The sequence below is a fragment of the Mycobacterium sp. NPDC003323 genome (genome assembly GCF_053589535.1).
In genome coordinates, this window is the sequence record NZ_JBSFSB010000001.1 from 705,981 (window position 1) to 732,731 (window position 26,751).

At 66.1% G+C, this 26,751-nt stretch carries 23 protein-coding genes; 22 read left to right on the plus strand and 1 reads right to left on the minus strand.

Features of this window, described 5'->3' with window-relative positions; translation table 11 throughout:
- Positions 1-47 precede the first annotated feature (47 nt).
- From ACWDUN_RS03110 to ACWDUN_RS03125, 4 genes are all read left to right on the plus strand, one after another.
- Positions 48-1,010: a metallophosphoesterase family protein gene (locus ACWDUN_RS03110; protein WP_449924416.1), complete on the plus strand. Its 963-nt coding sequence runs from the start codon at positions 48-50 to the stop codon at positions 1,008-1,010.
- Positions 1,010-1,669, plus strand: coding sequence for a 4'-phosphopantetheinyl transferase PptT (gene pptT, locus ACWDUN_RS03115; protein WP_449924418.1), 660 nt, complete (start codon positions 1,010-1,012; stop codon positions 1,667-1,669). Before ACWDUN_RS03110 ends, pptT begins: the two co-directional genes overlap by 1 nt.
- The gene (gene truB / locus ACWDUN_RS03120) at positions 1,666-2,565 is read left to right on the plus strand and encodes a tRNA pseudouridine(55) synthase TruB (RefSeq protein ID WP_449924421.1); all 900 of its coding nucleotides are present in this window, start codon (positions 1,666-1,668) and stop codon (positions 2,563-2,565) included. The genes pptT and truB overlap by 4 nt, the downstream gene beginning before the upstream one ends.
- Positions 2,566-2,645: 80 nt before the next feature.
- A complete protein-coding gene (locus ACWDUN_RS03125; protein ID WP_449924423.1) occupies positions 2,646-3,788 on the plus strand; it encodes a virulence factor Mce family protein in 1,143 nt (380 codons plus the stop codon).
- Between the two features lie 208 nt (positions 3,789-3,996).
- Here ACWDUN_RS03125 and ACWDUN_RS03130 read toward each other — a convergent pair whose 3' ends face one another.
- A complete protein-coding gene (locus ACWDUN_RS03130; protein ID WP_449924425.1) occupies positions 3,997-4,203 on the minus strand; it encodes a hypothetical protein in 207 nt (68 codons plus the stop codon).
- On the opposite strand from ACWDUN_RS03130, the gene ACWDUN_RS03135 reads away from it, so the two are divergent.
- The 18 genes from ACWDUN_RS03135 to ACWDUN_RS03220 all read left to right on the plus strand — a co-directional run bounded on the left by ACWDUN_RS03135 (position 4,174) and on the right by ACWDUN_RS03220 (position 26,687).
- Positions 4,174-5,802 (plus strand): hypothetical protein, encoded by a 1,629-nt coding sequence (locus tag ACWDUN_RS03135; RefSeq protein WP_449924427.1) that lies wholly within the window; start codon positions 4,174-4,176, stop codon positions 5,800-5,802. The genes ACWDUN_RS03130 and ACWDUN_RS03135 overlap by 30 nt on opposite strands.
- 80 nt (positions 5,803-5,882) lie before the next feature.
- Positions 5,883-6,935, plus strand: coding sequence for a PE-PPE domain-containing protein (locus tag ACWDUN_RS03140; protein ID WP_449924430.1), 1,053 nt, complete (start codon positions 5,883-5,885; stop codon positions 6,933-6,935).
- A 15-nt stretch (positions 6,936-6,950) separates the two neighbouring features.
- Positions 6,951-8,024 carry an AraC family transcriptional regulator ligand-binding domain-containing protein gene (locus ACWDUN_RS03145; protein ID WP_449924432.1) on the plus strand — a complete coding sequence of 358 codons (1,074 nt, stop codon included), beginning with the start codon at positions 6,951-6,953 and terminating at the stop codon, positions 8,022-8,024.
- A 140-nt stretch (positions 8,025-8,164) separates the two neighbouring features.
- Entirely contained in the window at positions 8,165-8,803 is a 639-nt protein-coding gene (locus ACWDUN_RS03150) for a TetR/AcrR family transcriptional regulator (RefSeq protein WP_449924435.1), read from the plus strand.
- 74 nt (positions 8,804-8,877) lie between these two features.
- A complete protein-coding gene (locus tag ACWDUN_RS03155) occupies positions 8,878-10,404 on the plus strand; it encodes an aldehyde dehydrogenase family protein (protein ID WP_449924438.1) in 1,527 nt (508 codons plus the stop codon).
- A 48-nt stretch (positions 10,405-10,452) separates the two neighbouring features.
- Positions 10,453-11,145, plus strand: coding sequence for a response regulator transcription factor (locus tag ACWDUN_RS03160; protein ID WP_449924441.1), 693 nt, complete (start codon positions 10,453-10,455; stop codon positions 11,143-11,145).
- 68 nt (positions 11,146-11,213) lie between these two features.
- On the plus strand, positions 11,214-12,608 hold the full coding sequence (locus ACWDUN_RS03165) for a sensor histidine kinase (RefSeq protein WP_449924444.1): 1,395 nt from the start codon (positions 11,214-11,216) through the stop codon (positions 12,606-12,608).
- A 133-nt stretch (positions 12,609-12,741) separates the two neighbouring features.
- On the plus strand, positions 12,742-14,643 hold the full coding sequence (locus ACWDUN_RS03170; protein WP_449924447.1) for a hypothetical protein: 1,902 nt from the start codon (positions 12,742-12,744) through the stop codon (positions 14,641-14,643).
- Positions 14,644-14,657: 14 nt separating this feature from the next.
- Positions 14,658-15,938 carry an NlpC/P60 family protein gene (locus ACWDUN_RS03175; RefSeq protein WP_449924449.1) on the plus strand — a complete coding sequence of 427 codons (1,281 nt, stop codon included), beginning with the start codon at positions 14,658-14,660 and terminating at the stop codon, positions 15,936-15,938.
- A 129-nt stretch (positions 15,939-16,067) separates the two neighbouring features.
- On the plus strand, positions 16,068-18,641 hold the full coding sequence (locus ACWDUN_RS03180; RefSeq protein ID WP_449924451.1) for a hypothetical protein: 2,574 nt from the start codon (positions 16,068-16,070) through the stop codon (positions 18,639-18,641).
- Between the two features lie 63 nt (positions 18,642-18,704).
- The gene (locus ACWDUN_RS03185) at positions 18,705-19,895 is read left to right on the plus strand and encodes a lipid-transfer protein (RefSeq protein WP_449924454.1); all 1,191 of its coding nucleotides are present in this window, start codon (positions 18,705-18,707) and stop codon (positions 19,893-19,895) included.
- A gap of 29 nt (positions 19,896-19,924) precedes the next feature.
- Complete coding sequence (locus ACWDUN_RS03190; RefSeq protein WP_067998452.1) at positions 19,925-20,365, plus strand: type II toxin-antitoxin system Rv0910 family toxin; 441 nt, start codon at positions 19,925-19,927, stop codon at positions 20,363-20,365.
- Positions 20,362-21,252 carry a MaoC/PaaZ C-terminal domain-containing protein gene (locus tag ACWDUN_RS03195; RefSeq protein WP_449924459.1) on the plus strand — a complete coding sequence of 297 codons (891 nt, stop codon included), beginning with the start codon at positions 20,362-20,364 and terminating at the stop codon, positions 21,250-21,252. Before ACWDUN_RS03190 ends, ACWDUN_RS03195 begins: the two co-directional genes overlap by 4 nt.
- A 3-nt stretch (positions 21,253-21,255) precedes the next feature.
- Positions 21,256-22,125, plus strand: a complete 870-nt coding sequence (locus tag ACWDUN_RS03200) for an SDR family oxidoreductase (RefSeq protein ID WP_449924462.1) — start codon at positions 21,256-21,258, stop codon at positions 22,123-22,125.
- Entirely contained in the window at positions 22,122-23,396 is a 1,275-nt protein-coding gene (locus tag ACWDUN_RS03205; RefSeq protein WP_449924465.1) for an acyl-CoA dehydrogenase family protein, read from the plus strand. The genes ACWDUN_RS03200 and ACWDUN_RS03205 overlap by 4 nt, the downstream gene beginning before the upstream one ends.
- Positions 23,397-23,437: 41 nt before the next feature.
- Positions 23,438-24,226, plus strand: a complete 789-nt coding sequence (locus tag ACWDUN_RS03210; RefSeq protein ID WP_449924467.1) for an alpha/beta fold hydrolase — start codon at positions 23,438-23,440, stop codon at positions 24,224-24,226.
- Positions 24,223-25,842, plus strand: a complete 1,620-nt coding sequence (locus ACWDUN_RS03215; RefSeq protein WP_449924470.1) for an acyl-CoA synthetase — start codon at positions 24,223-24,225, stop codon at positions 25,840-25,842. Before ACWDUN_RS03210 ends, ACWDUN_RS03215 begins: the two co-directional genes overlap by 4 nt.
- Positions 25,839-26,687, plus strand: a complete 849-nt coding sequence (locus tag ACWDUN_RS03220; RefSeq protein ID WP_449924473.1) for an SDR family oxidoreductase — start codon at positions 25,839-25,841, stop codon at positions 26,685-26,687. The genes ACWDUN_RS03215 and ACWDUN_RS03220 overlap by 4 nt, the downstream gene beginning before the upstream one ends.
- Positions 26,688-26,751: the final 64 nt, after the last annotated feature.

A 26,751-nucleotide genomic window follows, 5' to 3' on the forward strand; every position in this document is an offset into this window, starting at 1 on the left:
TTCGGTCATCTCCGAGCGCCGTGCCGCTGCAAGTAGGCTGGACTGTTGTGTCCTTGCCGTCACGAGAACAACGCCGACCGGTGCTGTGGGCGATCAGCGACCTGCATACCGGCCACACCGGGAACAAGCCGGTCACCGAATCGCTGTATCCGTCGAGCCCCGACGACTGGCTGATCGTCGCCGGCGACGTCGGAGAACGCACCGATGAGATCCGCTGGGCACTGGATCTGCTGCGCAAACGGTTCGACAAGGTCATCTGGGTGCCCGGCAACCACGAACTGTGGACCACCACGCGCGACCCCATGCAGATCTTCGGCCGAGCCCGCTACGACTACCTGGTCGACATGTGCGATCAGATGGGCGTCATCACCCCCGAGCACCCGTATCCGGTGTGGAACGAGCAGGGCGGCCCGGCGACCATCGTGCCGATGTTTCTGCTGTACGACTACTCGTTCCTGCCCGAGGGCACCGCCACCAAGGCCGAGGGGCTGGCGCTGGCCAAGGAACGCAATATCGTCGGCACCGACGAATACCTGCTGTCCGCCGAGCCGTATGCCACCCGCGACGCGTGGTGTCGCGACCGGGTGGCCTACACCCGCAAGCGCCTCGAAGACCTGGACTGGATGACGCCCACCGTGCTGGTGAATCACTTCCCGCTGGTGCGTGAACCCTGCGATGCGATGTTCTATCCCGAGTTCGCGCTCTGGTGCGGAACGACCGCGACCAAGGACTGGCACACCCGTTACAACGCCATCTGCTCGGTCTACGGGCACCTGCACATCCCGCGCACCACCTGGTATGACGATGTGCGCTTCGAAGAGGTATCCGTCGGTTATCCGCGAGAATGGCGGCGCCGCAAGCCCTATCGCTGGTTGCGGCAGATCCTGCCCGACCCCCAGTACGCGCCCGGATATCTCAACGAGTTCGGCGGACATTTCGAGATCACCGAGGAGATGCGGCAGAACGCGCAGAAGATGAACGACCGCATCAAGTCGCGCAGGGGCCTCTAGTGGCACTGCTGCCCGCCGTCGTACCCGACCTGGTCGTCACCGCCGAGTTGTACGACGACCCGCCGGACCTGTCGCCGCTGCCGGAGGAGGAGCCGCTGATCGCCCGGTCGGTGGCCAAGCGGCGCAACGAGTTCGTCACGGTGCGTCACTGCGCCCGCATCGCACTCGGTGAGATCGGCGTGGCACCGGTGCCGATCCTCAAGGGCGACAAGGGCGAACCGTGCTGGCCCGACGGCGTGGTCGGCAGCCTCACGCACTGCGACGGATTCCGCGGTGCCGTGGTCGGCAGGCGCGGTGAGGTGCGTTCGGTGGGCATCGACGCCGAACCGCACGACGTGCTGCCCAAGGGTGTGCTGGACGCCATCAGCCTGCCCATCGAGCGTCACGAACTCTCGGCCCTGCCCTCGGGCCTGCACTGGGACCGAATCCTGTTCTGCGCCAAGGAGGCCACCTACAAGGCCTGGTTCCCGCTGACACATCGGTGGCTGGGTTTCGAGGACGCCCACATCAGCTTCACCCCGGATGAGTCCGGGACCTCGGGAACGTTCCGGTCGACCATCCTGATCGACCCGGCCGCCGAGCACGGTCCGCCGCTGACCGCGCTGTCGGGTCGCTGGTCGGTGGCCGACGGAATTGCGTTGACGGCGATCACACTGTGAGCAGGCCAGTCCGGCCGGCCGGCCTGGTGATCGTCGACAAGCCGGCCGGGATGACCAGTCACGATGTCGTCGGCCGCTGCCGGCGCCTTTTCGGCACCCGCAAGGTGGGGCATGCCGGGACGCTGGATCCGATGGCCACCGGCGTCCTGGTCATCGGCATCGAACGGGCGACCAAGATCCTCGGGTTGATCACCGGCACCGACAAGTCCTATGCCGCCACCATTCGCCTCGGGCAGACCACGTCCACCGAGGACGCCGAAGGCGAGGTGCTCCAGACGGTCCCGGCCGAGCACATCACCGATGGCGAGATCGAGGCCGCAATTGCGGGGCTGCGCGGCTCTATCGAACAGGTGCCCTCGGCGGTCAGCGCGATCAAGGTGGCAGGCGAACGGTCCTACAAACTGGCGCGCGAGGGCCGCGCCGTCGAACTGCCCGCCAGACCGGTGCACATCGCGCGGTTCGACGTGCGCGCGGTGCGTCGGGGCTCCGGTTTCGTCGATGTCGACGTGGTGGTCGACTGTTCCTCGGGGACCTACATCCGGGCCTTGGCACGCGATGTAGGCGCCGTGCTGGGGGTGGGCGGGCACCTCACCGCGCTGCGGCGCACCGCGGTGGGCCGCTACGGCCTGGGCGAGGCCCGCAGCCTCGACGACCTGGCCGAGGCGGCCGAGCTGTCCTATGACTTGGACGCGGCCTGCCTGCTGGGCTTCGGCCGCCGCGACCTGACCGAACAGCAGGCCGAGGACACCAGCCACGGGCGGCCGCTGGAACCGGCCGGCATCGAGGGCGTGTACGCCGCAGTGGCACCCGACGGGCGGGTGATGGCGTTGCTGGAGGACGGTGCCACGCGCACCCGGCCCGTGGTGGTGCTGCGGCCGGCCACGCTCGCGGGTTGAATTCCCGGCTGTCCGGAAATATCAAATCGCCGTCCGGTTCGAGCATTCACATGCGGTGTGCCCGGCCATAGCGTGCCGGTATGCGATTGGGGTCGTCGTGCCGTCGGATCACCGCATTGCTGGCGGCCGGGCTGATGCTGTCCGGTTGTGGGCAGTGGCGCGGTATCGCCAACGTTCCGTTGCCGGGTGGTCCGGGCACTCAGTCGGGGCACTCGACGATCTACATCCAGATGCCGGAGACGTTGGCGCTCAACGCGAACAGTCGGGTCCGGGTTGCCGATGTGTTCGTCGGGCGGGTGCGCAAGATCGAGTTGAAGAACTGGGTGCCGCTGCTGACGGTGGATCTGGAGCCCGGGGTGCAGTTGCCGAACAACGCGCTGGCGCGGATCGGGCAGACCTCGTTGCTGGGTTCGCAGCACGTGGAACTGGATGAGCCGGAGGATCCGTCGCCGGAGCCGCTGCGCAATGGGGACACGATTCCGTTGGAGCGCTCGATGGCGTTCCCGACGATCGAGCGGACGCTGGCCAGTATTTCGGGCATCCTGACCGGTGGTGGTATCCCGAATATCGAGGTGATCCAGAACGAGGTCAATGCGATCCTGACGGGGCGCTCGGGGGAGATCCGGGAGTTCCTGAATCGGTTGGACACGTTCACGTTCGAGTTGAATCAGCAGCGCCAGGACATCACCCGGGCGATCGATTCGACGGATCGGTTGTTGGCCATCGTGGCCGAGCGCAATGAGACGTTGGATCGGGTGCTCACCGAGTTCCCGCCGTTGATCCAGCATTTTGCGCAGACTCGGGATCTTTTCGCCGACGCGGTGACCGCGCTGGGGCGGCTCAGTGCGACCGCCGATGAGACGTTGAGCAACACCAATGCCAACCTTAACACAAACCTGAAGAACCTGCAGCGTCCGTTGCGGGAGTTGGCCAAGGCCTCGCCGTACCTGGTGGGTGCGCTCAAGCTGCTGCTGACGACACCATTCCCGATCGACAACGTGGACAAGGTCATCCGCGGCGACTACATGAACGCCTCGGTCACCATTGATCTCACCTTGAGTGCGATCGACAACGGGTTCCTGTCGGGTACCGGTATCTCGGGCATGATGCGGGCACTGGAACAGGCCTGGGGCCGTGACCCGGCGACGATGATCCCGGACGTGCGCTTCACGCCGAACCCGAACAACGCGCCCGGCGGTCCGCTGATCGAAAGGTCGGAATAGTGCTGCGCGCGCCCGCGCGGCACACACATCCGGATCGGTAGTTAAACCTCCACCCGTCGTCAGGCTTTCGACAGGTTCCCGCAGTGGAATTCGAAAGTGTCACGACGGTACCGAGCAATTCCGGAGGATCCCACCAGCCATGCGCCTTGTTTCCTGCCTTTCCGCCGGCCTGACGGTCATCACCGTCACGGCGGCCGTTGTCGTCAGCTCACCCACCGGCGTGGCCGACCCGCAGACGTCCGCCGGTTCCGCATTGGAGCCCTTCGTCGTGGAAGAGGTCATCGACTTCGACTTTCCCTCCGGTGTCGGTCAGGGAAACGCGGCCGAGATCACGCCCGACGGTGAGCATCTGATCGTGGAAATCGACACCGACGGCGGTTCCCAGGTGGCCATCACCGATCTGGCCGGCGATCAATACCGCTGCGTGACATGTGGTGTCGCCAAGAGCGCCACGAAGGTCACCGCGCTGGAAGACGATAAGCGGATCTGGTTTGCCGAGGGAAGCAGCGGCGGCACCGGCAAGTTCACCTACACGATGTTGGAGTGCAGTCCGTCCATCTACGACTGCAAGGACAGGAAGTCCACACCGGTGAAGTTCCCCTCCGGGGGCAGCCTCCTGGGCGGTCAGAACCGCGAGGCGAAGCCGGATCCGTACGGCGAGTACGTGACGTGGAATGAGGTCAGTCCGATCGAGGGAACCCGGATGAGTATCGCGAAGCTGGTGCGCGGTCGGGACACCTTTGACCTCGTCGAGCAACGGGTGTTCAGCCCCGCGTGGGACAAGAAGTCGGACTACGCCGCTGATCTGGTCGACGCCGCCCGTTTCTACGAGGGCGCGAGCTGGCACAACGGCGGCCGCACGCTCAAGTACCAGGCGACGAGCACGGGTTTGAACTACGACATCTATCTCCTCGACACCGCGAGCGGACAGCGGCGGCAGTTGACCAACGACATCGACTACAACGAGCAAGGCGAGATCGCGCCGGACGGCCGCACCACCTATTTCACCTCGGCGCGCGGGCTGGATCGGATGACGGTGTTCACCCAGTTGGTACGGCCACCGCTGATCGACAGTGCCAGCTTCGGGCAGATCGGTCGGGTCGGCCTATGGAACAACCGCCGGTGCATGAACGAGCCTTGGGTGATGAACACCGCTGTCGGGCAGCAGCAGGGTGGCTACTCGGGTCAGCCGGTGATCATCGACCCGGCGTGGACGATCAGGGGCTGGAGTTGGTTCGCCGATTCGACCCGTGCCGTGGTCACCGAGCAACAGAAACCATCGGGCAGCGGGTCCGGTGGCGACCCGAACACGCCGCGGCGGACCAGCATCCTTCGCTTTCCGACCCGAACTCCGACGCCGCCGCAGCCGCCCGTGCACCAGAACGCCGAGCAGATAGCCCAATGGTCGGTTCCGGTAAAGGATTTCAATCCTTTCATGGGGCGTCCGATGCCGGCCAGATTACTCAAGGGCAAATCCGCCGGCTCGGCTCTGCTCTCCTACGTCGGCACGTATGCCTCCGGCACGTTTTCGGTGGTCTACAAGAACTATTCCGACGATGGTGAGACCTTCATCGACGGATTCGAGAAGATGGTGGTGGCGGCGGCTCCGATTGCGGCCACATGGAGTGCGGACTTGAAGAGCAGGGGTGTGCGCAAGGGCCATCTTCGGGGTTTGGTCGTGGTGGGTCCCGACAATTTCTACAAGGGAAAAGTCGAGTCCGTGATCAACGGGCGAGAACTTGCCGGCATTCCCACTCAGGCGAGTTGCCCGGCAGCGTCGCAGCCGAAGCTCGTTGTCACCGCAGGATCGGGGGAAGGTCAGGTGCGGGTCACCGCCACGGTCCCCGGCGACGGGCAGGCGCGAGCGGTCCGCGGCGCGGTCGTGTCCACGGGTGGGGCGACCGCGACCACCGACGAACGGGGGATCGCCGTGTTGGATCTTGCGCCCGGTGCCGCGGTGACGGCCGAGGCGGGCGGCTTTCACACCGCCACCTACACCGTGCCCGGGAACTGAACAGGCCCTGGGCGGATGCCCCGCATCTGTGATATTAGATACATTCGAGAATGTTTGTATATATCACCAGTGGAGGTTCTGTGTCGTACCCATCGCAGCGCAAGAGCATCGAAGCTCGCCCAGGCAAGCGGTGGGCCGCTGCGGTGGCCACCTCGACCGCAGTGGCGCTTGCGCTCACCGGCGGTGGCGTCGCGACGGCCGACGCGCCGTTTGGTCCTGACACCCGGGAGGCGCTCGTCGTCGGGGGAACGGGCAACGGCACTCCCTCGGAGGAGATGATGCACCAGCTGGTCGAGCAGGGGATCATCAGTGACCCCGACCCGGTCGGGGTCACCTACCCCGCCGACATCTGGCCGCTGCGTGGAGACTTGACCCTGGACCAGTCGGTATCGGTCGGAGTCGCGAATCTCGGCGCCGCGCTGACGGAGGCACGTGGTCCCGTCGTGGTGGTGGGAATCAGTCAAGGCGCCGTGGTGGTCAACTATGAGAAGAGTGCGTTGCTCGCGCAGGCCGATCCGCCGCCGCCGCAGAACATGGTGTTCGTCACGATCGGCGATCCCACGAACAGTGACGGCGGCCTATTGGCGAAGCTTCCCCACGTTCGCTTACCGATTCTGGACGCGACGATCCCGAAGGCGCCCGTCGAAACGCCCTACGACACGATCGAAATCGTCCACGAGTACGACGGATATGCCGATTTCCCGGACAATCCACTCAACATCCTCGCCGTGCTGAACGCCGCCGCGGGCGTGATCTACGAGCACCCCAACAAGAGTGGCGTCGACCTGGCCGATCCGCGCAATGTCGTCACGGTCGACACCAATTCGCTCGGGGGCACCACCACCCACGTCCTGGTGCCGACCGACCAGCTGCCGCTGACGCGACCCCTGAGAACTTTGGGCGTGCCCGACAGGTTGGTCGACCGACTGGATGCACCACTGCGACGGATCATCGATACCGGTTACCACGGCGAACGGCCTGCTCGGGCTAACCGACCCACGAGTCTGCAGGGCGTGCGTACCGATCGCAGCGCCCCGACGACGAGGATTGCCGGGGTCAAGGGACCGAAGACCTCCGGGGTCAAGGGACCGAAGACCTCCGGGGTCAAGGGACCCAAGACCGCCCGCGCCTGAACCGGAAGTGTCGCAGTGTCCAAGCAACCCGCGGCGGTCGGTCCCGTTCACCTCGACGTGCTCGAGTGGGATACCGCCAGACCGATATCGACATGCCGACGCCTGCTCGAAGCGGCACGCACACAGGGGATTACGCCGGATGTATGCCTCGACGGCACCGGTCTGTCGATGGCCGACATCCGCGGGGGCATCGGCGAGGTGCACGCCGCCCAGGAACTGGCGCTGGTCCGCAACATGTTGGGCGTGGTGGCGGATCCGCACGCTCTGGCCAGAGCTGCGGGCAGCAGATACACCCTCGCCGATATGGGTGTCCTCGGCTATGCCATCCTCGCCAGTCCGACGATCGGCCAGGCTGTCGACACCGCGTGTCGTTACGCGGTGTTGGCGTCGACATCTCTGCGGCTGACCCGCCGTGATGAGGCGGGCGGCGCCGCGATCTCCTTTGCGGATGACCACCTTCCCGCAGACGTGCGCCCATTTGTGCTCGAGCGGGACATGTATGCGTTGATCAACATGGCGCCGCTGCTGGTGGGTCAGCTGGCCGTGGATGCGGTGGTGCGCGTGGAATTGCCGGGAATCCAGGTGCCGCTGCAGAGATTGCGCCGCTTGCGGATCGAGATGGAGATCGACACCGCGGCCGCCCGGACGAAGATGTACATCCCGCGCGCACTGCTGGGCCGTCCGATGCCCGCGGCGGACGCGGTCACCGCCGCCGAGTGCATCCGGCAATGCGACGAGCTGATGGCCGCCCGCCGGTGGCGGCGCGGGCTGGCAGGGCCGGTGCGCGAGCGGCTGCGCCGGGAACCCGGCAATCTGCCGTCGATGGCAGTTCTTGCCGCCGAACTGTGTGTGTCGGAGCGCACGCTGCATCGGCGGCTCGCCGACGAGAACACCAGTTACCGGACGCTCGTCGATGAGGTCCGCGCGAAGCTGGCCTCGACGCTGTTGTCATCGGACTTCGCGGTGCAAGACGCCGCCGAGCATCTCGGATACACCGAGGTCGCGGCGTTCACCAGGGCCTTCAGCCGCTGGACCGGTGAGACGCCCAGTGCCTTCCGGCGTCGTGCGCGCGGTGAGCGCCACCGGTGAGCTTCGCGGACATGTCGGCGTCAAACCGTGTGGGGTCACCCCGGATGTCGCTGCGTGGTGGACAATGGCGGCACCTCGCGGCTATGGGTGTACCTGCCGGTCAGCCTGCGGGGGCGTCATCACCGGCGCAGGACGACAGGATGGGGGAGGCGACTGTGCCTTCGGGTAGTGGGGGACAGACCCGGCGAACTCAGGCCGAGCGCACCGCCGCGATGCGCACACGGTTGCTGGATGCCACTGTGCAGTGTCTGGTCGCATACGGTTATGCCGGCACCACCACGGCGCGGGTGGCTGAGCTTGCCGGAGTCACCAGGGGCGCCCAGGTGCATCATTTCGGGTCCAAAGAAGATCTGGTCGTCGCGGCGATCGAGCACCTTGCCCAGCAGCGGGCGCAAAGTGCCATCACGCAGCTTGGCCGGGTACGCACCAACCCCGACCCGATCTCGGCCATCCTCGATTTCATCTGGGAAGAGCATCAGGGCCCCGTGTTCGTGGCCACGCTGGAGTTATGGGTGGCCGCACGCACGGATCCGACGCTGGCCCGCGAAATCGACCGCGTCGAGCCGATTGTGAACAGCACCCTGGTGGCGGCGATCGCGCAGCTGGTGCCCGACGAGGCCATGCAACGAGACATCCGCAACGTGGTGTACACGGCGATGGATGCTCTGCGGGGCATCCTGGTGGCAAGCTTCTTCGACCAGGATGCCGGTCGCGCTCGACGGCGGTGGGAGCGCGCCTGCGAGAACATCCGACGCATCGCCACCGACGTCCTCGCCTAGTTGTTTACATACAACATGGTTGGTATCTTTCCCTGGAGCGCGGGTGCAGGCCATGCGGATGGGAGAGCGGCGCAGTGGGATCACACGACACGGATGCGCTGCTGGTAGTCGGGGCACCCGAGCCGCGGCGTGCGGCCGAACCGGCGAACGACATGACGGCCGAGGACGTCATCGACACGGTAACCGCCCTGCGCGCAGCGGCCCCGCAATGGGCGGCTCTGCCCCCGGCGCAGCGAGCGCGGTGGCTGTGCCGGTATCGCGACTGGCTTCTCGACCATGAGACGGAACTTGCCGTGTCGCTGCAGGGCGAAACCGGAAAGCCCTGGGCCGAAGCCAATCTCGAGATCCCCTACGTCGTCGACGCGATCAATTACTACGGGCGCCTGGCGCCAGGTCAGCTGCGCACCGCGCGGGTGGCCAGGCATGGGCTGCTGGCGCTGGGAAAGTCTCAGCTGCTGAACTGGCAGCCCTATCCGGTCGTCGGCATCATCACGCCCTGGAACTTCCCGCTCGGACTATCCCTGCTCGACGCGGTGCCCGCCTTGCTCGCCGGCGCGACGGTGGCCATCAAACCGTCGGAGGTGACACCGACCACGGTCGCCCGGGCGGTCCGGGGTTGGTCGGAGATCGGTGCGCCCCCGGTGCTCTCGGTGTGCAGCGGCGGTGCTGCGATCGGGGCGGCCCTCGTCGACAACGTCGACTACGTCCAGTTCACCGGATCCTCGGCCACCGGCCGGGCGGTGGCCCGGCGCGCGGCGGACCGGCTCATTCCGTGCGGTCTGGAACTCGGCGGCAAGGATGCGATGATCGTCCTGGCCGACGCCGACCTCGAACGGGCGGCCAATGCCGCGGTGTGGGGTGCGATGGCCAATGCCGGTCAGATGTGCACGTCCGTCGAGCGCGTATACGTCCACGCCGACGTGATCGACCGCTTCGTCACCTTGGTCACCGACAAGGTGGGAGCGCTGCGCACCGGCAGCGACCAGCAGTCCTACCAGGTCGACGTCGGCCCGCTTATCACCCGCGAACAGTATCGAATCGTCGCTGCACACGTCGAGGATGCGCTCAGTAGGGGCGCACGCGCGGTGACCGGCGGTCCCGGTGCAGCGGCGCTGGACGCACGATCGGGCAGGTATCCGCCGACCGTCCTCGTCGGTGTCGATCACTCGATGAGCTGCATGCGGGACGAGACGTTCGGTCCGGTGCTCCCGGTGATGCGGTTCAGCGGCGACTCCGAGGCGATCGATCTGGCCAACGACTCCCGTTACGGTTTGTCGGCGACGATCTTCTCGGCCGATATTGCACGCGCACAACGACTGGCAAGTCGACTGAACACGGGCGCGGTCAACATCAACGACGTCTTCGCCAATCTGTTCACGCTGGCGCTGCCGCAGGGTGGTCGTGGCGAATCGGGCATCGGCACCCGCAACGGACGTCATGCGATCTACAAGTTCTGTCGACCGCAAGCGATCGTCGCCACCCGGACGCCGCTGCGCTCGGAGCTGACGTGGTACCCCTATGGGCCGCTTCGCGGGGCGATCGTGCATCGCATCGGTAGACTGATCGGCGGTCGGGATCTCGCGCGAAGACTGTGGCGGTGAGCACGATTCGGGCCATTCGGTATCGGTCGTGAGGAGCAGTTGCCGGAGATGTCCACATCGGTGCTGATCGTCGACGATGACGCCGGAATCTGTGATTTGCTCGAATGTGTTTTGGAACTGTCCGGATACGCGGTCGTGCGCGCCGGCAGCGGTGCCGAGGCGGTGGCCGTTGCCGCGGCCACCCCGGTCGATCTCGCGCTGATCGATCTGGGGCTGCCGGATGTGGACGGCGCGAGCCTGATTCCCCGGATTCGGGGGTATCACGCCGCGGCGGGGATCATCCTGTTGACCGCACGCAACGATATCGAGTCGAAGGTGGAAGCGCTGCGCGGCGGCGCCGACGACTATGTCACCAAGCCCTTCCACCCCACCGAGGTACTGGCCCGCATCGAAGCGGTGTTGCGGCGCTCGCGCAGCGGTGACAGCGATGGCGACGGCGAGTGCGTGACCTACGCCGATTTGACGGTGGACATGCAGCGGTTGACCGTGCGGCGGGGACAGCAGGCGGTGGCGCTCACGCCCACCGAGTTGCGACTGCTCGTCTATCTGATGCGCAATGCCGAGCGGGTGGTGTCGCGCGGACAGATCCTCGATCAGGTGTGGCAGTACGACTTTCGCGGTGAGGGGATGGTTGTCGAGAAGGTGGTGTCGAATCTGCGCAAGAAGATCGATGCCGGCGGTGAGCCGCTGATTCATACGGTGCGCGGTTTCGGTTACTCGCTGCGCCGGTGCGCGGGTTGAGGCGGCGCCGCCGATCGCTGCCCATCGTCGGACGGTCCGGAAGCCAGGCGCCGTCGATGGTCGCGACCGTGCGAAGCCGGACCCTGGCCATCGTGTGTATCGCCGTGCTGCTGATCTCGGTGGCTGCGGTCGTCGGGCTTGCCGCACTGCTCAACGTCTACACCCGAAGTCAGGTCGACCTGGCGGCACGTGTGCTGGGTCATCTCGGCGCACAAGGGCAGTCGGTGGTCATCGACCCGGACCAGTTCGCGGCGCGAATGTCACGGACCGCGACGATCGTGTTCGCCGCCGACCGTGGCCGGCGTGCGGTGTGGCAGACCTCGCCGACGGAACTGGCACCGGCCGAGCTCGACCGGATGTTGGGCGCCGTGGCCGCCGGCGGCATCGTCGATGTTCCCTTGAACCATCAGATGGTCAAGGCGCAGCTGGTGCGGTTCGAACATCCGGTGTTGATCACGAGCACGGCCACCGGCGACCTTGTCTCCGCAGATTCCGCCGTCATCGCCTTGGGCACGCGATCGTCGACAAAGTTGTTGTGGGTGATGGTCGGTGCGTCGGTGGTGATCTCGGTGGTGACGATGATCGGTGCGGCGGTGGCGATCACGCTCGTCGTCCGACGGACGACCCGTCCGCTGAGCACACTGACCGATCTGGTGGCCACGCTCGGAGAGCGTCCTCCGACCGGTGCCATGCGCCGGGTCCGTCAGAGCGCGGGCAAGTACCGGGAGTCGGCGACGTTGACCAACGCCATTGCCGCTCTGGTGGATCGGCGGGCCAGGACGGAGACCGAGCTGCGGGACTTCATCGCCAATGCCTCCCATGAATTGCGGACGCCGCTGACGAAAATTCAGGGCTGGTCCGAGCTGCACTTCCAGCGCCCGTCCCAGATCGAGCACACCGAACGAGCCATGCGCAGCATTGTCGAGGAATGCGACCGGATGCGCAGTCTGCTCGACCAGTTGACGCTGCTGGCCCGCGTCGAAGCGCCCCAACAGCTGCCGACAGAGCATGTCGAGGTGTGTGCGCTGTGCGCAGTCATCGCCGAGGATGTCGCCGTCATCGCGCCGGACCGCACGGTCACCACCGCCATTCCCGACGAAGAGCTCTTCGTATCCGCCCACGCCGACCGACTGGCGCAGGTACTGCGCAACATCGTGAGTAACAGCCTGGCACACGGCGGCCCGGCCGCCGATATCCAGATCACCGTCGAGGCTGACCCGGACGCGGTGCGCATGGTGCTCGCCGACAACGGTGACGGTATCCCGGCCGGCGATCGCGAACGCGTCTTCGAACGATTCTTCACCAGCGCCGACGGTGGCGCGGCGGGCAGCGGACTCGGCCTGGCCATCGTGCACGCGATCGTCACCAGCTACGGGGGTTCGGTGGTGCTGCAATCCGAGCCGGGCTGTGGGACGCAGGTGACGGTGAGGCTGCCCCGCGTCGGAGCGGCACCGACGTCGTGACCATCGACAGGTAATCGTCAACAAGCCTTCCAGACATCCTCAGACCGAAGCAGTCCACTGATCGGTGGACGATGCAGTTTCCTGGGTGACCCGCCCGCGCTGCGTTCGTCGCACCGCCAAAGGAGGCTGAAAAGTGTCGCTCGCACTGTATCGATCCGTGATGGCCACGGGGCTGGCCGCCGCCCTGCTGGCCGGCGTCGGCGTCAGCACACCAACGGCGCTCTCGGAGCCCGACAGCGCACCGGCGGCACCGGCATTGGAGCCGTTCAGCATCGAGAAGGTCATCGAGTTCCAGTTGCCCGACGGCGTGCGGGCACACACCGCAGACCTCAGTCCCGATGCGGAGCATCTGTTGGTCGAAGTGGTGGTGGACGGCAAGACCCAACTGGGGGTCACCGATCTGGAGGGGGCCGGCTACCAGTGCATCTCCTGCGGTGCAGCCACCAATGTCACCAAGGTCCTGGCGCTGGCGGACAGCAAACGCATCTGGTTCGCCGACACCTCCGGTCAGCAGTCCACCGACGACCCCGGCAGCGGTGGAACGGGCAGCATCAATTACTCACTTCTGGAGTGCGCGCCGTCGATCTACGACTGCCAGGAGAAGAGCACCACCAAGGTCAAGTTCCCGTCCGACAAGCGCAACCTTCCGGCGCAGAACCGCGAGGCCAAGCCCGATCCGCATGGCGAATACGTCTCGTGGAACGAGGTCTCGGCAGTCGAAGGCACCCGGATGAGTATCGCCAAGTTGACCAAGACCGCCAAGGGCTACGAGTTGACCGAGCAGCGCGTCTTCAGCCCGACATGGGCCAAGAAGTCGGACTACGCTGCGGATCTCGCGAATGCGATGCGCTTCTATGAGGGTGCGAGTTGGCATGAAGGCGGGCGAATCCTGAAGTACCAGACGACCTCGACCGGCCTCAACTACGACATCTACCTGATGGACACCGCGACCGGCGAGCGTCGACAGCTCACCACCGACCTCGACTACAACGAGGCCGCCGACGTCGCGCCCGACGGAAAGAGTGTGTACTTCACCTCGGCACGTGGACTCGATCGGATGGATGTCTTCACCGCTCTGCAGCGGCCATCCTTGATCGACAGCGGGGCGTTCGGTCAGATCGGCCGGGTGAGCCTGTGGAACAACCGCCGCTGCATGAATGAGCCGTGGCTGATGTCGATGGACCCGGGTCAACAGCTCGGGGGCTACTCGGGGCAGCCCATCGTGATCGACGCGGATTGGACCATCCGGGGCTGGAGTTGGTTTCCCGATTCGACCCGAGCAGTCATCAACGAACAGCAGCGCCCGGCCGGCGCAGACGGGCCCGGAGCCCCCGAAACACCCTGGCGCACCAGCATCATCGCCTTCGGAACCCGCAAGCCGACGCAGCCCCTGGCTCCGGTGCACCAGGACCCGGAAGCGATCGCCACATGGTCCGTGCCGGTCAAGGACTTCAACCCGATGATGGGACGGCAAGTTGCCCTGCGGGTCTTGAAGGGTAAGCACTCCGGCACGGCCACTGTTCAGTACCTCGGCGCCTACGCCATCGGCTCCTACTCGGTGGACTACAAGAACTATTCCGATGACGGGAAGTCCTTCCTCGACGGAACCGAGAAGATCGTGATCCCGATCGCCACGTCGGGAGCCGAGTGGTCGGCCAATCTCAAGGGCCGCGGCGAGCAGTCCGGATACCTCAAGGGAACGATCAAAGTCGGTTCACAGAACAAGTTCTCGGGCGATGTGTCCGCTGAGGTCAACGGGAGGAAGTACACCGGCGTCCCGACCCAATCCGATTGCCCCACCATCGACAAGCCGGTGTTGAAGATCGCCGCGGTCGATGGCGGAGTTCGGGTCACCACCGAACTTCCCGAGGACGACACCGCCCGCCCGGTACGGGGTGTCAAGGTCACCGCGGGCGCTTCGAGCGCCACCACCGATGATCGCGGATTCGCCGAGATCGACGCGCCGGCCGGCACCACCGTCGAGGCCAGTGCCGGTGGATTCCAGAGTGCGACAGAGCGCATCGCGGCGTCCTGAGCCGGTCGTGACTCATGAAACCTCTGGCGGCACTGTTGACCGCACTCCTGGTGCTGACAGCACCCGGCGTCGCGGTCGCCACACCCGGGCCGGCCGATGCCCAGGACGTCACCCGTCTCGTGCACGCGGTCGCTGCCGCCGAGCAGCAGCTGAACGACCAGCAATTGCTGATCGGTGGCGAGCGGGAAAAGGTGAACCGGGCCGTGGTCGGCGCGCAGCAGGCCCTCGTGGAGGCACGCACCGCGCAGCGCGCAGAAGACGCAGCCGGCACCGCGTCGACGGCGGCGCATCGGCAGCTCGAACGAGCTCAGGATGAGTTCGACGACTTCGCTGCGGCGGCCTATATGAACGGCCCGTCCGCTGCCGGACTGCTAGGCGGTGATCCCGGTGAGGTCATCGAGACTGCTGTTCAGATGCAGGCGATCTCGCTCCGGCAGCGGGCCGCTACCGGGGCTCTGGCGGCGGCGCAGCAGGTACGCGAAGATGAGCATCGCCGCGCCCGTGCGACGGCGGCGAGCGCGCAACGTGCGGTCGCGGTTGCGGCTGACCGTCGAGATGAGGCGGTGCGCTCGCTGGCGGATGCGCAACGGACGCTGGAGGATCGCCAGCGCACGGTTGCCCAGCTGGTCGCCGAACGCGACGCGGCGCAGGCCGCGTTGGATGCAGCCGTCGGTGCAGCCGGCGCGGCCGTGCCCGGATCGCAGGGAGCCCAGATGACCTCGGCGGCGCGTGAGCCCGCCGAGGTGATAGCTCGGCTGATGTCGGTCGCCGAGGAGTCGGTGCGCGAGACCAGTGCGATGGGCGGGGCGTTTCTGGCGCAGCTCGGCTTGGTGACGCCGCTCGAGGGCGCGCGCACCGGCATGAGCTACGGGCAACTTCCCACCGGTGTGGGCAGGCGTGCCAGCGAAGTGGTGATTGCCCGTGCGCTTTCGCAACGCGGTATCGCCTATTCGTGGGGTGGTGGAGGTGCATCCGGGCCGACCCGGGGCATCGATGGCGGCGAACACATCGTCGGTTTCGACTGTTCGGGACTGATGATGTACGCGTTTGCCGGAGTCGGGATCGCGCTGCCGCACTATTCGGGCTCGCAGTATGAGATGGGCGCGCGGGTTCCGGTGGCGCAGATGCGCCGCGGCGACGTGCTCTTCTACGGCGAGAACGGGGGACAGCACGTCGCGCTGTACCTGGGTGACAACCTGATGGTGGAGGCTCCCAACGCGGGGTCGGTCGTGCGGGTCTCACCGGTGCGACACGCCGGGATGACGCCCTACGCCGTGCGCTATATCGATTTCTGATCCGTTCGACCCAATTGCCAGTTGTGCAAATTTCTTGCGGAGCGCGTGGCCGCTCAGTAACCTCCGAGATGAAACATGCGTATCGGAATGTATGTAACAGTGTCGTCGCGTCTACCTGGAGGTTTTCTCGTGTTCAAAGGTTCTGAAGCCGGCTCCGCCGATCCCGTCGCCCACACCGAGCCCGGCCTGGCGCCCTGGATGGACCGGGCGGCACATGCCGGCAAGTACGGGTCGGTGACGCTGGCGGCGGCCGCTGTGCTCGCGTTCGGGCCGGCTGGTGGTCTGGCGTATGCGGACTCACTGGATGCCGACACCGACACCTCGACCAGCTCGCCGTCGTCGAAAGCAGGAACTGGCGGCGCGGATGCACCCGCGGAGGCCGACGACACCGACAGCGACGACGCCGGCGACAGCGAGGACACCGACACCGACACCGACAGCGAGGACAGCGACACCACCGACATCGAGGACACCGACAACGGCGACACCGCCGACAGCGATGTCGACGAGACCGACGAGACCGACGACGCGAGCGAAGGTCCGTCCGGTTCGCCGAACATCGACCACGACGCCACCGGCGCCGACCGTTCGGATCGCGAACCGGCGCTCGTCGACAGCGCCACGGAACTCACCGACGGTGGCCTAGCCGCGCCGCCACAGCAGCCCGCGTCCGAAATCAGCACGCTGCCGACCATCCCTGTGACACCGGTGCGCGTGGAGTACCCCGTGCAGAGCGTGCACCGCGAGGACACTGCCGCCGTCGGGGCGCCCGAGGTGGAGTCGGGTGCCGGGCAGCCGACCGTGGTTGCCGTGGCCGCGTCTGTAGACAGCCCGTTGCTGGACACCCGGCCCGCCGGCGCGCCGGCCGAACCTCCCTTCGTGGCAGCACTACTGGAGTGGGTGCGCCGGTCGTTCTTCAATCAGTCCCCGGAGTTCCGCGATGATCCCACCACCGTGCAGGGCGCCTACGGGGTGGTCACCGGTCAGATCGGCGCGGTGGACCCCGAAGGCGATCGCATCTTCTACAAGATCGTCAAGGGTCCGCAACACGGCACCGTCACCATCGATCCGCAGACCGGGACCTTCACCTACACACCGGATCTGGACTTTGCTCAGGCGGGCGGGACCGACACATTCGTGGTCCGGGTCACCGACAATGTCTTCAGTCTGCGTGACCTCGTCAGACGTGACCACGGCAATCCCAAGGCGGGGATCTCGTTGCACGTCGAGAGCATTCTGCCCAGTGGTGAACGCTTCATCGTTCCACTGCCCGATGACATCCTGCAGCCGCAGAATGCGGTCTTCACTGCGGACGGAACGGGTCTCGTCTTCCGTGCCACGCCACAGGGCGGTACCCGGTCGGAGATCTACCGGGTGAATCTGGACGGCACGGGCCTGGCCTGCCTCACCCTGGGACTGGCCCCGGAGGTCACCGTCAACTTGTCCAAGCCGTTTGTGTTCGACGATGGCAACCGGGTGCTGTTGAGCGCGGGCACACAGTCGGACACCGGCGGGGAGACCGCGGAGCACTACATCCTGGAATGTGCCGGCGGGGTCAGTTCCTGTGGCGTCGGCTCGGCGCTGCTGAAGATCAACGTGCCGACCGCGGTCGCGCCGGGTGTGACCGTGGTACAGAAGCAGCGTGAGCTGAGAGTGGCACCCGACGGCGAGCACGTCGGCTTCACGCAGCTGCTGGCGGCCGGACCGGCCACCCAACTCGTCGCTTCGGTCGGTACGCTCCAGCGCACCGAGACGGGATATGACGTCGTGGACGCGCGGGCGGTCTATATCGGGGGTGAGCTGAAAAACTTCACCCAGGACGGCTCGGGTGTCATCGTCACCGACTTCTCCGGCAAGTACGAGGCCGGCAATGCCGATAGCGTGCTGGTGGATCTGCACACCGGCCAGGTGTCCCGACTGACCGCCAACCTCGACTATGACGAATCGGTGGACATGTCGCCCAACGGTGAATGGCTCGCCGTGGGAAGTTCGCGCACCAAGGACTATCTGACTCCGATGTCGCAGATCGTGCGGCCCACCTTCGTCCCGGCCTATGTCGTCTTCCCGACATTTCAGGCGAAGAAGGGCACGCTCAACGAGGCCTGGGTGGTGTCGCGCGAGGACGAGTTGAATCGGGAGAACGGCCTGTTCCTCGGCGATCCCACCGGTGCGTACAACTCTGTGCCCGTAGCGAACTGGAGTCCCGACGGGACCAGCGTCGCGTTCTGGGAACGTAGCACCACCGACCCGACCGACACGCGGCTGGTCGTGGCCGAGTTGCGAAACATCGACGGCGGCACCATGCCCGCCGGCAACGCGACGCCCGATACCTCGTCGTGGGCTCCGGCGCTGGCGACGGTGGTCCCCAAGGCGACGCCATTGGAGCCGGCACGCGAGGGTCGGGTGGGCGGCCGGGCCGAGGTCACCACCACCAAGGTCGGCAATATCACCACGACGACGGTCACCTACGTCGACTTCGAGGACGAGGCGGGAATGATCCTCAACGGAACGGAAACGACCACCAACAATCCGAGCCTCACCAACATCACCTACACCGCGAACATCGTCGTCAGCGGCGCTGACGGGAGCGACCGCGGCTATCTGCGGGCGAGCAACGTCACGATCGCCAACCAGCTGTCCATGACCGGCACGATCGAATCCTCTTTGGACGGTAACCATCTCACGATGGGGACACCCGTCTGATTCACTCTTGCTTAGATACAAACCAGACGGTATGTTTTAGGCACCGGAGAGAAAGTGAGAATCATGCCCAGAAAGACCTACGTCATCGGTGTCGGGATGACGAAGTTTGAGAAGCCTGGCGCGATCGAGGGCTGGGACTACCCCGACATGGCCCGTGAATCGGGCACCAAGGCGCTGGCCGATGCCGGCATCGACTACCGCGAGATTCAGGAGGCCTATGTCGGTTACGTGTACGGCGAGTCCACCTCGGGGCAGCGGGCGGTCTACGAGCTGGGGCTGACCGGCATTCCGATTGTCAACGTGAACAACAACTGTTCCACCGGCTCCACCGCGCTCTACCTGGCGGCGCGCGCGGTTCGCAGCGGACTCGCCGAGTGTGCGTTGGCACTCGGGTTCGAGAAGATGCAGCCCGGATCGCTCGGGTCGACCTACGACGATCGCGAACAGCCGATGGCCAAGCACTTCTTGGCGCTCGCCGAGATATCCGAGGTGCTCTTTCCGCCGGCACCCTGGATGTTCGGCGCCGCGGGACGCGAGCACATGCAGCAATACGGTTCGACCGCAGAACATTTCGCAAAGGTCGGGTACAAGAACCACAAACACTCGGTCAACAATCCGTACGCGCAGTTCCAGGACGAATACAGTCTGGACGACATCCTGGCGTCGCGGATGATCTACGACCCGCTGACCAAGCTGCAGTGCTCGCCGACATCTGACGGGTCCGGGGCTGCGATCCTGGCCAGTGAGGACTTCGTCGACAAGCATGGATTGGCCGACCAGGCCGTGGAGATCGTCGGTCAGGCGATGACCACCGACTTCGAGAACAGTTTCGACGGAAGCTGCAAGGCGCTCATCGGATACCATATGAATGTTGCTGCCGCGCAACAGGTCTACGACCAGTCCGGGCTCGGCCCCGAGGATTTCCAGGTCATCGAGTTGCACGACTGCTTTTCCGCCAACGAACTGTTGCTCTATGAAGCCCTCGGCCTCTGCGCCGAAGGCGAGGCGGCAAAGCTCATCGACAACGGTGACACCACCTACGGCGGTCGCTGGGTCGTCAACCCGTCCGGTGGCTTGATCTCGAAGGGTCATCCGCTCGGTGCGACAGGTCTGGCCCAGTGTGCCGAACTGACCTGGCAGCTGCGCGGCACCGCGGACAAGCGTCAGGTGGACAACGTGACCGCCGCGCTGCAACACAACATCGGGCTCGGCGGCGCCGCCGTCGTCACCGCCTATCGGCGCGCACAGCGCTGATCGTCCAAACACGCAGAAGGAGAACACCCATGGGACATATCGAAGCAACTCGCGAGCTGACCGCCGGGCCCGGCGATCTGTGGGCCACCGTGGCGGACCCGCAGACCTGGGACAAGTGGTTCACCGTGCACGACAAGTGGCTGGACGAACCGCCCAGCACGCTCACCGCCGGCGTGAAACTCAGCGCCAAGATCGTCATGCTGGGAATGGCCAACAAGATCGACTGGACCGTCGAAGAGGTCGAAGCGCCCGGGCGCCTCGTGCTCAGTGGAACCGGAATGGCGGGCGTCAAGGCGCGATTCACCTTCACCATCGAGCCGGCCGGCAACGGTTCTCGATTCACCGTCGCCGGTGACTTCGAGGGAGCACTGGTCAAGGGTGCGCTGGCCAAGGCGGTCGAGAAGGACGGTGTCAAGCAGCTCGACAAGAGTCTGGACGCTCTGGACGCACTGGCTCGGGCGTCGGCATGACGGTGACCAACAACGTGACCAGCGACCCGGAACTCGTCTTCGATGACAGCGGGCTGAACACCTGGACCGACGAGGAGCGCTTCGAGGTCACCGAGGACCGCCTCGCGGCGTACGCCGCCGCCACGAACGATCCGATCGCCGCACACCGGGCGGGGCACATTGCACCTCCGGTGTTCGCCATCGTGCCGGTGTTCGAGGCGCTGCTGGTGCCGGCGGTCGATGTGCTGCCCGTCGAGTTGATTCCTCGGGTGGTGCACGGCGAACAGGATTTCCACTTCCATCGGCCGATCAAACCCGGGGACCGGCTGGTCTCGCGAGGCAAGATGATCGGTTATGAAGGTCTCGAGAACGGGACCCGGGCGGCGATCTACCTCGAATGCCGCACCGAGGACGGGGAATTGGTCAACGAGCAGTATGTGACGACGTTCGTGCGTGGATTCGACGCGGGCAAGGCGGTCGGTGAACTGAGCCCCAGTCACCGCTTCGACGACGCATTACGTGCCCACCCACCCGTCGCCACCGTGACCCAGCATGTCGACGACGATCAGACCTTCCGCTACAGCCCGGCCGCGGGTGACCCGATGCCGATCCACCTCGACGAAGAGGTGGCCCGTGACGCCGGTCTGCCCGGCATCATCGCGCACGGGCTGTGCACGATGGCCTTCACGTCGTGGGCCGTGCTGACCGAGGTGGCCGGCTCAGACGTGCACCGGCTCAAGAGGTTCGCCGTGCGCTTCTCGAAGATGGTGCTGCCCGGTGACGACCTGACCACCACCATCTGGCGGAAATCCAGCACCGATGGAATCACCAGCTACGCATTCGAAACTGCACGCGGAGCCGACCTCGTCATCACCGACGGTTTGGCCGAGATCGCCGAGGAGGCATAACACATGGGAGCATTGGAAGGGCGGGTCGCCGTCATCACCGGCGCCGGCCGAGGGATCGGCCGCGAGCATGCCCTGCTGTTCGCGGCGGAGGGCGCCAGTGTGGTCGTCAACGACCTGGGCGGAAGCAATACCGGAGACGGCACCGACGCAGGTCCCGCGCACGACGTGGTGGCCGAGATCAGAGCGGCCGGTGGCGCGGCCGTGGCCCACACCGACAACGTTGCCAGCTGGAGCGGTGCGCAATCTCTGGTGCAGCAGGCGGTCGAGGAGTTCGGCCGACTGGACATCGTGGTGAACAACGCCGGCATCCTGCGTGACGGTTTCATCCCGACGATGGAGGAGTCCGACTGGGATGCCGTGATCGCGGTGCACCTCAAGGGCCATTTCTCGGTGTTGCGCCACGCCGCGGCGTACTGGAAGGCGCAGTCCAAGGCCGGGGACCAGCCCAACGCCGCGGTGGTCAACACCGCCTCGGGCTCCGGCACCACCATTCCCAACGCAGGCCAGTGCAACTACGGGTCGGCCAAGGCCGCGATCGCCGCCCTGACGCTGGTCGCCGCCGAGGAACTGGAGCGGTACGGCGTGCGCGTGAATGCCATCGCCCCGATTGCGCGCACCCGGCTGACGCTGGCCACGCCCGGCATGGGTGCCTTGATGGCCGAACCCGAGGACGGCGGGGTCGATCTGTTCAGTCCGGCGAACATCTCCCCGCTGGTCGCCTATCTGGCGACCGAGAAATGCCCGGTCACCGGGCAGGTGTACGCCGTGCAGGGCGGCGCCATCTCCCAACTGCGCGGCTGGCACGATGTCGACACGATCGAGACCGACGGTCTGTGGCAGATCGACGACATTGCCGGCAGGCTGCCGTCATGATCGAGTGGTCCGACACCGATCTCATCATGCGAGACACGGTGCGCGAATTCATCGCCAAGGAGATCCGCCCGCATCTGGACGGTTTGGAGACCGGCGAGTTGTCGCCGTACCCGTTCGCGCGCAAGCTTTTCAGTGAGTTCGGCCTGGACGCCATGGCCGCCGACGCGGTGAAGTCGATGCTGGACCGGCAGCGGGCCAAAGAGTCCGCGGCGGGCTCGGCAGAGCCACGGCAGGAGAAGTCGAAGTCCGCCGGTGGGGGACTCGGCGATATCGGCGCACAGGCGTCGATGGCCGCGGTGATGGTGGTCGAGTTGGCCGCGGTGAGCATCGGTCTGCTGAGTACCATCGGGGTCAGCCTGGGGCTGGGGGCGTCGACCATCATGAGTCGGGGCACGCTGGCCCAGAAGGAACGCTGGCTTCCCGAGTTGATGTCGCTGGAGAAGATCGCCGCATGGGCGATCACCGAACCGGATGCGGGGTCGGATGCCTTCGGCGGCATGAAGACTTACGTCAAGCGCGCGGGTGACGGCAGCGGCGACTACATCCTCAACGGACAGAAGACGTTCATCACCAACGGTCCCGATGCCGACGTCCTGGTGGTCTACGCCAAGCTGGATGACGGCACCGACGTCGACCGCCGGGACCGTCCGGTCCTCACGTTCGTGCTGGATTCGGGCATGCCGGGCCTCACCCAGGGCCGGGCCTTCAAAAAGATGGGCATGATGTCCTCGCCGACCGGAGAACTGTTCTTCGACAATGTCCGGCTCTCGCCAGACCGGTTGCTCGGTGAGACCGAAAGCCACGCCAGCGGCGACGGGCGCGACAGTGCCCGGGCGAATTTCGCCGCTGAACGGGTGGGCATTGCGTTGATGTCACTCGGCATCATCAACGAGTGTCATCGGCTCAGCCTGGACTATGCGCGAACCCGTGTCCTCTGGGGTACCCCGATCTCGGCCTTCCAACTGATCCAGCTCAAGTTGGCGAAGATGGAGGTTGCCCGGATGAACGTGCAGAACATGGTGTTCCAGACGCTGGCGCGGCTGAAGGCGGGTTCGCTTCCGTCGCTGGCCGAGGCGTCGGCGATCAAGCTGTACTCCTCGGAAGCCGCCACCGAGGTCGCCATGGAGGCCGTGCAACTGTTCGGCGGCAACGGCTATATGGCCGAATACCGTGTCGAGCAGCTTGCCCGCGATGCCAAGTCGTTGATGATCTATGCCGGCAGTAACGAGGTGCAGGTCACTCATATCGCGAAGGGCCTGCTCGCGGGATGATCGCGGAGTGTCCAGCCACCTTCAACGGTGTCGACACCCGCATGCTATCGGTGCCGGGGGACGGCGCTGCGGTGGTGCTGTTACACGGCTACGCCGACAGCGCCGACACCTGGCGCGCAGTGCTCGCGTGTCTGGGTGAACAAGGACGGCGTGCCGTCGCGGTGGACCTGCCCGGCTTCGGCCGGGCAGGTCCCCGCGACCCGGGGCCACTGCTACCGCAGTTCGATGCCTTCGTCGATTCGCTTCTCGAGGAGACGGGTCCCGCACTGCTGGTGGGTAATTCGCTCGGGGCCGCGACCGCGGTCCGGGCTGCCGATCGGCGACCCCAGCTGGTTCGGGGTCTGGTGGCGATCGACGACCCGGTCAATGCCCGGCATTGGCTGGCGCGGCTTGCCCGCTACGGTGACATCCCGGCGCGGGTATGGCAGGAAGTGGCCCGTGTGCCGGTGCCATCCAGGGTGCTGCAATGGGTTGCGGCACGAGCGCTTCGGCAGGTGCTCTACGGTCCCGGGGCCACCTCGGACCCCGAGGTGCTGGCGTATTGGACTCAGCTGTTGGCCAGCGGATCCGAACTCGCTCACCTGGGGCGGTATGCCCTGCAATATGCCCGAGAGACCACGGCGGGACACCACGGTGTGTGCGTCAGCTGCCCCACGGTGGTGGTGCACGGAGCAAAGGATCGAATCATCCCTGTGCACGCCAGCAGACGACTACATCGACAGATTCCCGGCAGTGAGCTGGTGATATTGCCCCGCTCTGGACACTGCCCACAACTCGACGATCCCGAGACGGTGGCGCGGCTGGTCGTCGGGTTGGAAGGTGTGAGGTGAAGAATCTTCTCCAGATCGTGTCCACCACCACCGATCTCGGCGCGGCTGCGTTGGTGCTGCTACGCCGCGGACTGGTGGATCCGCGTCGGCCGGTGCAGGCGCTGCGTGCGTCGCGTTGGATGCGACAGTACGGCGCGTTCGCCGGGCTGATACGGCACAGCGCCGCCCGGTACGGCTCGGCGCCGGCACTGACCGACGAGCACGGAACCCTGACTTTCGCCGAACTCGAACGCCAATCGAATGCGCTGGCGCATGGGCTTTCTGCGCACGGCGTCGGCGCCGACGCGGTGATCGGGCTGCTCGCGCGTAACCACCGTGGATTGCTGTTGACGTTGTTCGCGGCAGGCCACACCGGGGCGCGGGTGGTCCTGTTGAACACCGGGTTCGCGGCTCCGCAGCTGGCCGACGTGTGTCGTCGGGAACGCGTCACCACCGTGATCGCCGATGAGGAGTTCTCCGATCTGCTCGACGTCCTGGAACCGGGCGTGCTGCGCGTCCTCGGCTGGGCCGAGCGGGACTGTGGGCGAATGAGTTTGACGGCGATAGCCGCCGGCCAGCCCACGGACCCGCTGCCGGCACCGGACACGGTCGGTGCCATCGTGCTGCTCACCAGCGGGACCACCGGAACCCCCAAGGGTGCACCGCGCAACAGGGTCAGCCCCCTGCAGTCGGCCCAGTTGATCGACCGCATCCCGTGGCCCGCGCATGCGAGCTACTACGTGGCCGCTCCCATGTTCCACGCGACCGGATTGGCGACCTGCACCATGGGACTCGCGCTGGGCAGCCGGGTCATCCTGGCGCGCAGATTCGATCCTGTCGCGGCACTGGTCGCGATCGAACGACACCGGGTGCAGGCACTGATCGTGGTGCCCACCATGCTGACCCGCATCCTGGACCTCGGGCCAGATGTGCTCGCTCGGTACGACACATCCTCGCTGCGGGTGGTGTTCGCGGCCGGCTCGGCGCTCTCTCCCGAGCTGTGCCGGCGGACGGCGGACGCCTTCGGTGACGTGCTGTACAACCTGTACGGCTCGACCGAGGTAGCGGTCGCGGCAGTGGCCACACCCGAGGATCTCCGCGCGGCCCCGGGCACGGTGGGCCGGCCGCCGCTGGGGTGCACGATGGCCGCCTACGACGAGCGCCGCCGCAGAATCACCGAACCCGGTCGCACCGGCACGCTCTTCGTGTCCAGCGGGTTGAGCTTCCAGGGATACACCGACGGCGGACACAAAGAGTCGGTCGACGGATTGTTGTCCACGGGCGACACCGGTCACTTCGACGAGAGCGGCTTGTGGTTCGTCGACGGTCGCGACGACGACATGATCGTCTCCGGCGGCGAGAACGTCTTCCCGCTGGAAGTCGAGAACCTGCTCGCCGAGCACCCCGATGTGCTGGAGGCCGCCGTCGTCGGGGTCGGCGATGCGGAGTTCGGACAGCGGCTGCGCGCCTTCGTCGTTCGCAGCAGCGAGACCCTCGAATCCGACGATGTCCGGGCGTTCGTGCGATCCCAGTTGGCCCGCCACAAAGTCCCTCGCGATGTCGTCTTCATCGATCAGTTGCCGCGCAATGAAACCGGAAAGGTCCTGAAGAAGGTCCTGCAGGAGGAGTGCTCATGACCAGAATCCCGACAATGTCAGGTCGGGTGGTGGCCATCACCGGCGCCGCCCGGGGCATCGGCCGCGCCACCGGTGCGGCATTTGCCCGCGTCGGGGCCCGGGTGGCGCTCGGGGATGTGGACGAGGCCTTGGTGGAGAAGACGGCGGCCGAACTTGCCGAGACCACCGGCGGGGTGGTCTGCGGACTGCGGCTCGATGTCACCGAGCCGACGACCTTCGCCGGCTTTCTGGACGAGACCGAAAGCCGGTTCGGGTCGTTGGACGTCCTGGTGAACAACGCCGGGATCATGCCGACGGGGCTCTTCGTCGAGGAATCCGACGAGATGACGGACCGGATCGTTGCCGTCAACCTGCGCGGTGTCCTGTACGGCTCAAAACTCGCTGCGGCGCGGATGCGCACTCGGGGCGGCCACATCGTCAACATCGCCTCACTGGCGGGGGCGAGCGCATTCCCGGGTTTGGCCACCTACTGCGCCACCAAGCACGCCGTGGTCGGTTTCACCGAGGCCCTGCACCTGGAGCTGGCGGCCGAGGGTATCGGGGTCACCGCCGTGTTGCCGGGTGTGGTGCGCACCGAACTGTCGGCCGGCCACTCCGTGCCGGCCTGGGTTCGGCCGATCTCGGAGGTCGAACCTGCCGATGTGGCCGCGGCGATCGTCGCGGCCGTCCGCAGCGGTCGCCCGGTGGTGTCGGTGCCGCGCGAGCTCGGCGCGCTGGTCACCCTCGCGAATGCGTTGCCGGACCGAGTCCGGCACCGGATCATGCGCGCGACGCACTTCGACACGGCCTTCAGCGTCGTCGATGCACAGTCTCGCGCGCAGTACCACCGCAGGCTGCACGAGTGAGGCCGGATCGCGGTGGACGCAAACCGCGTTATCAGGTTGCCGTCAGTCTCCGCCGTGTTTTTAT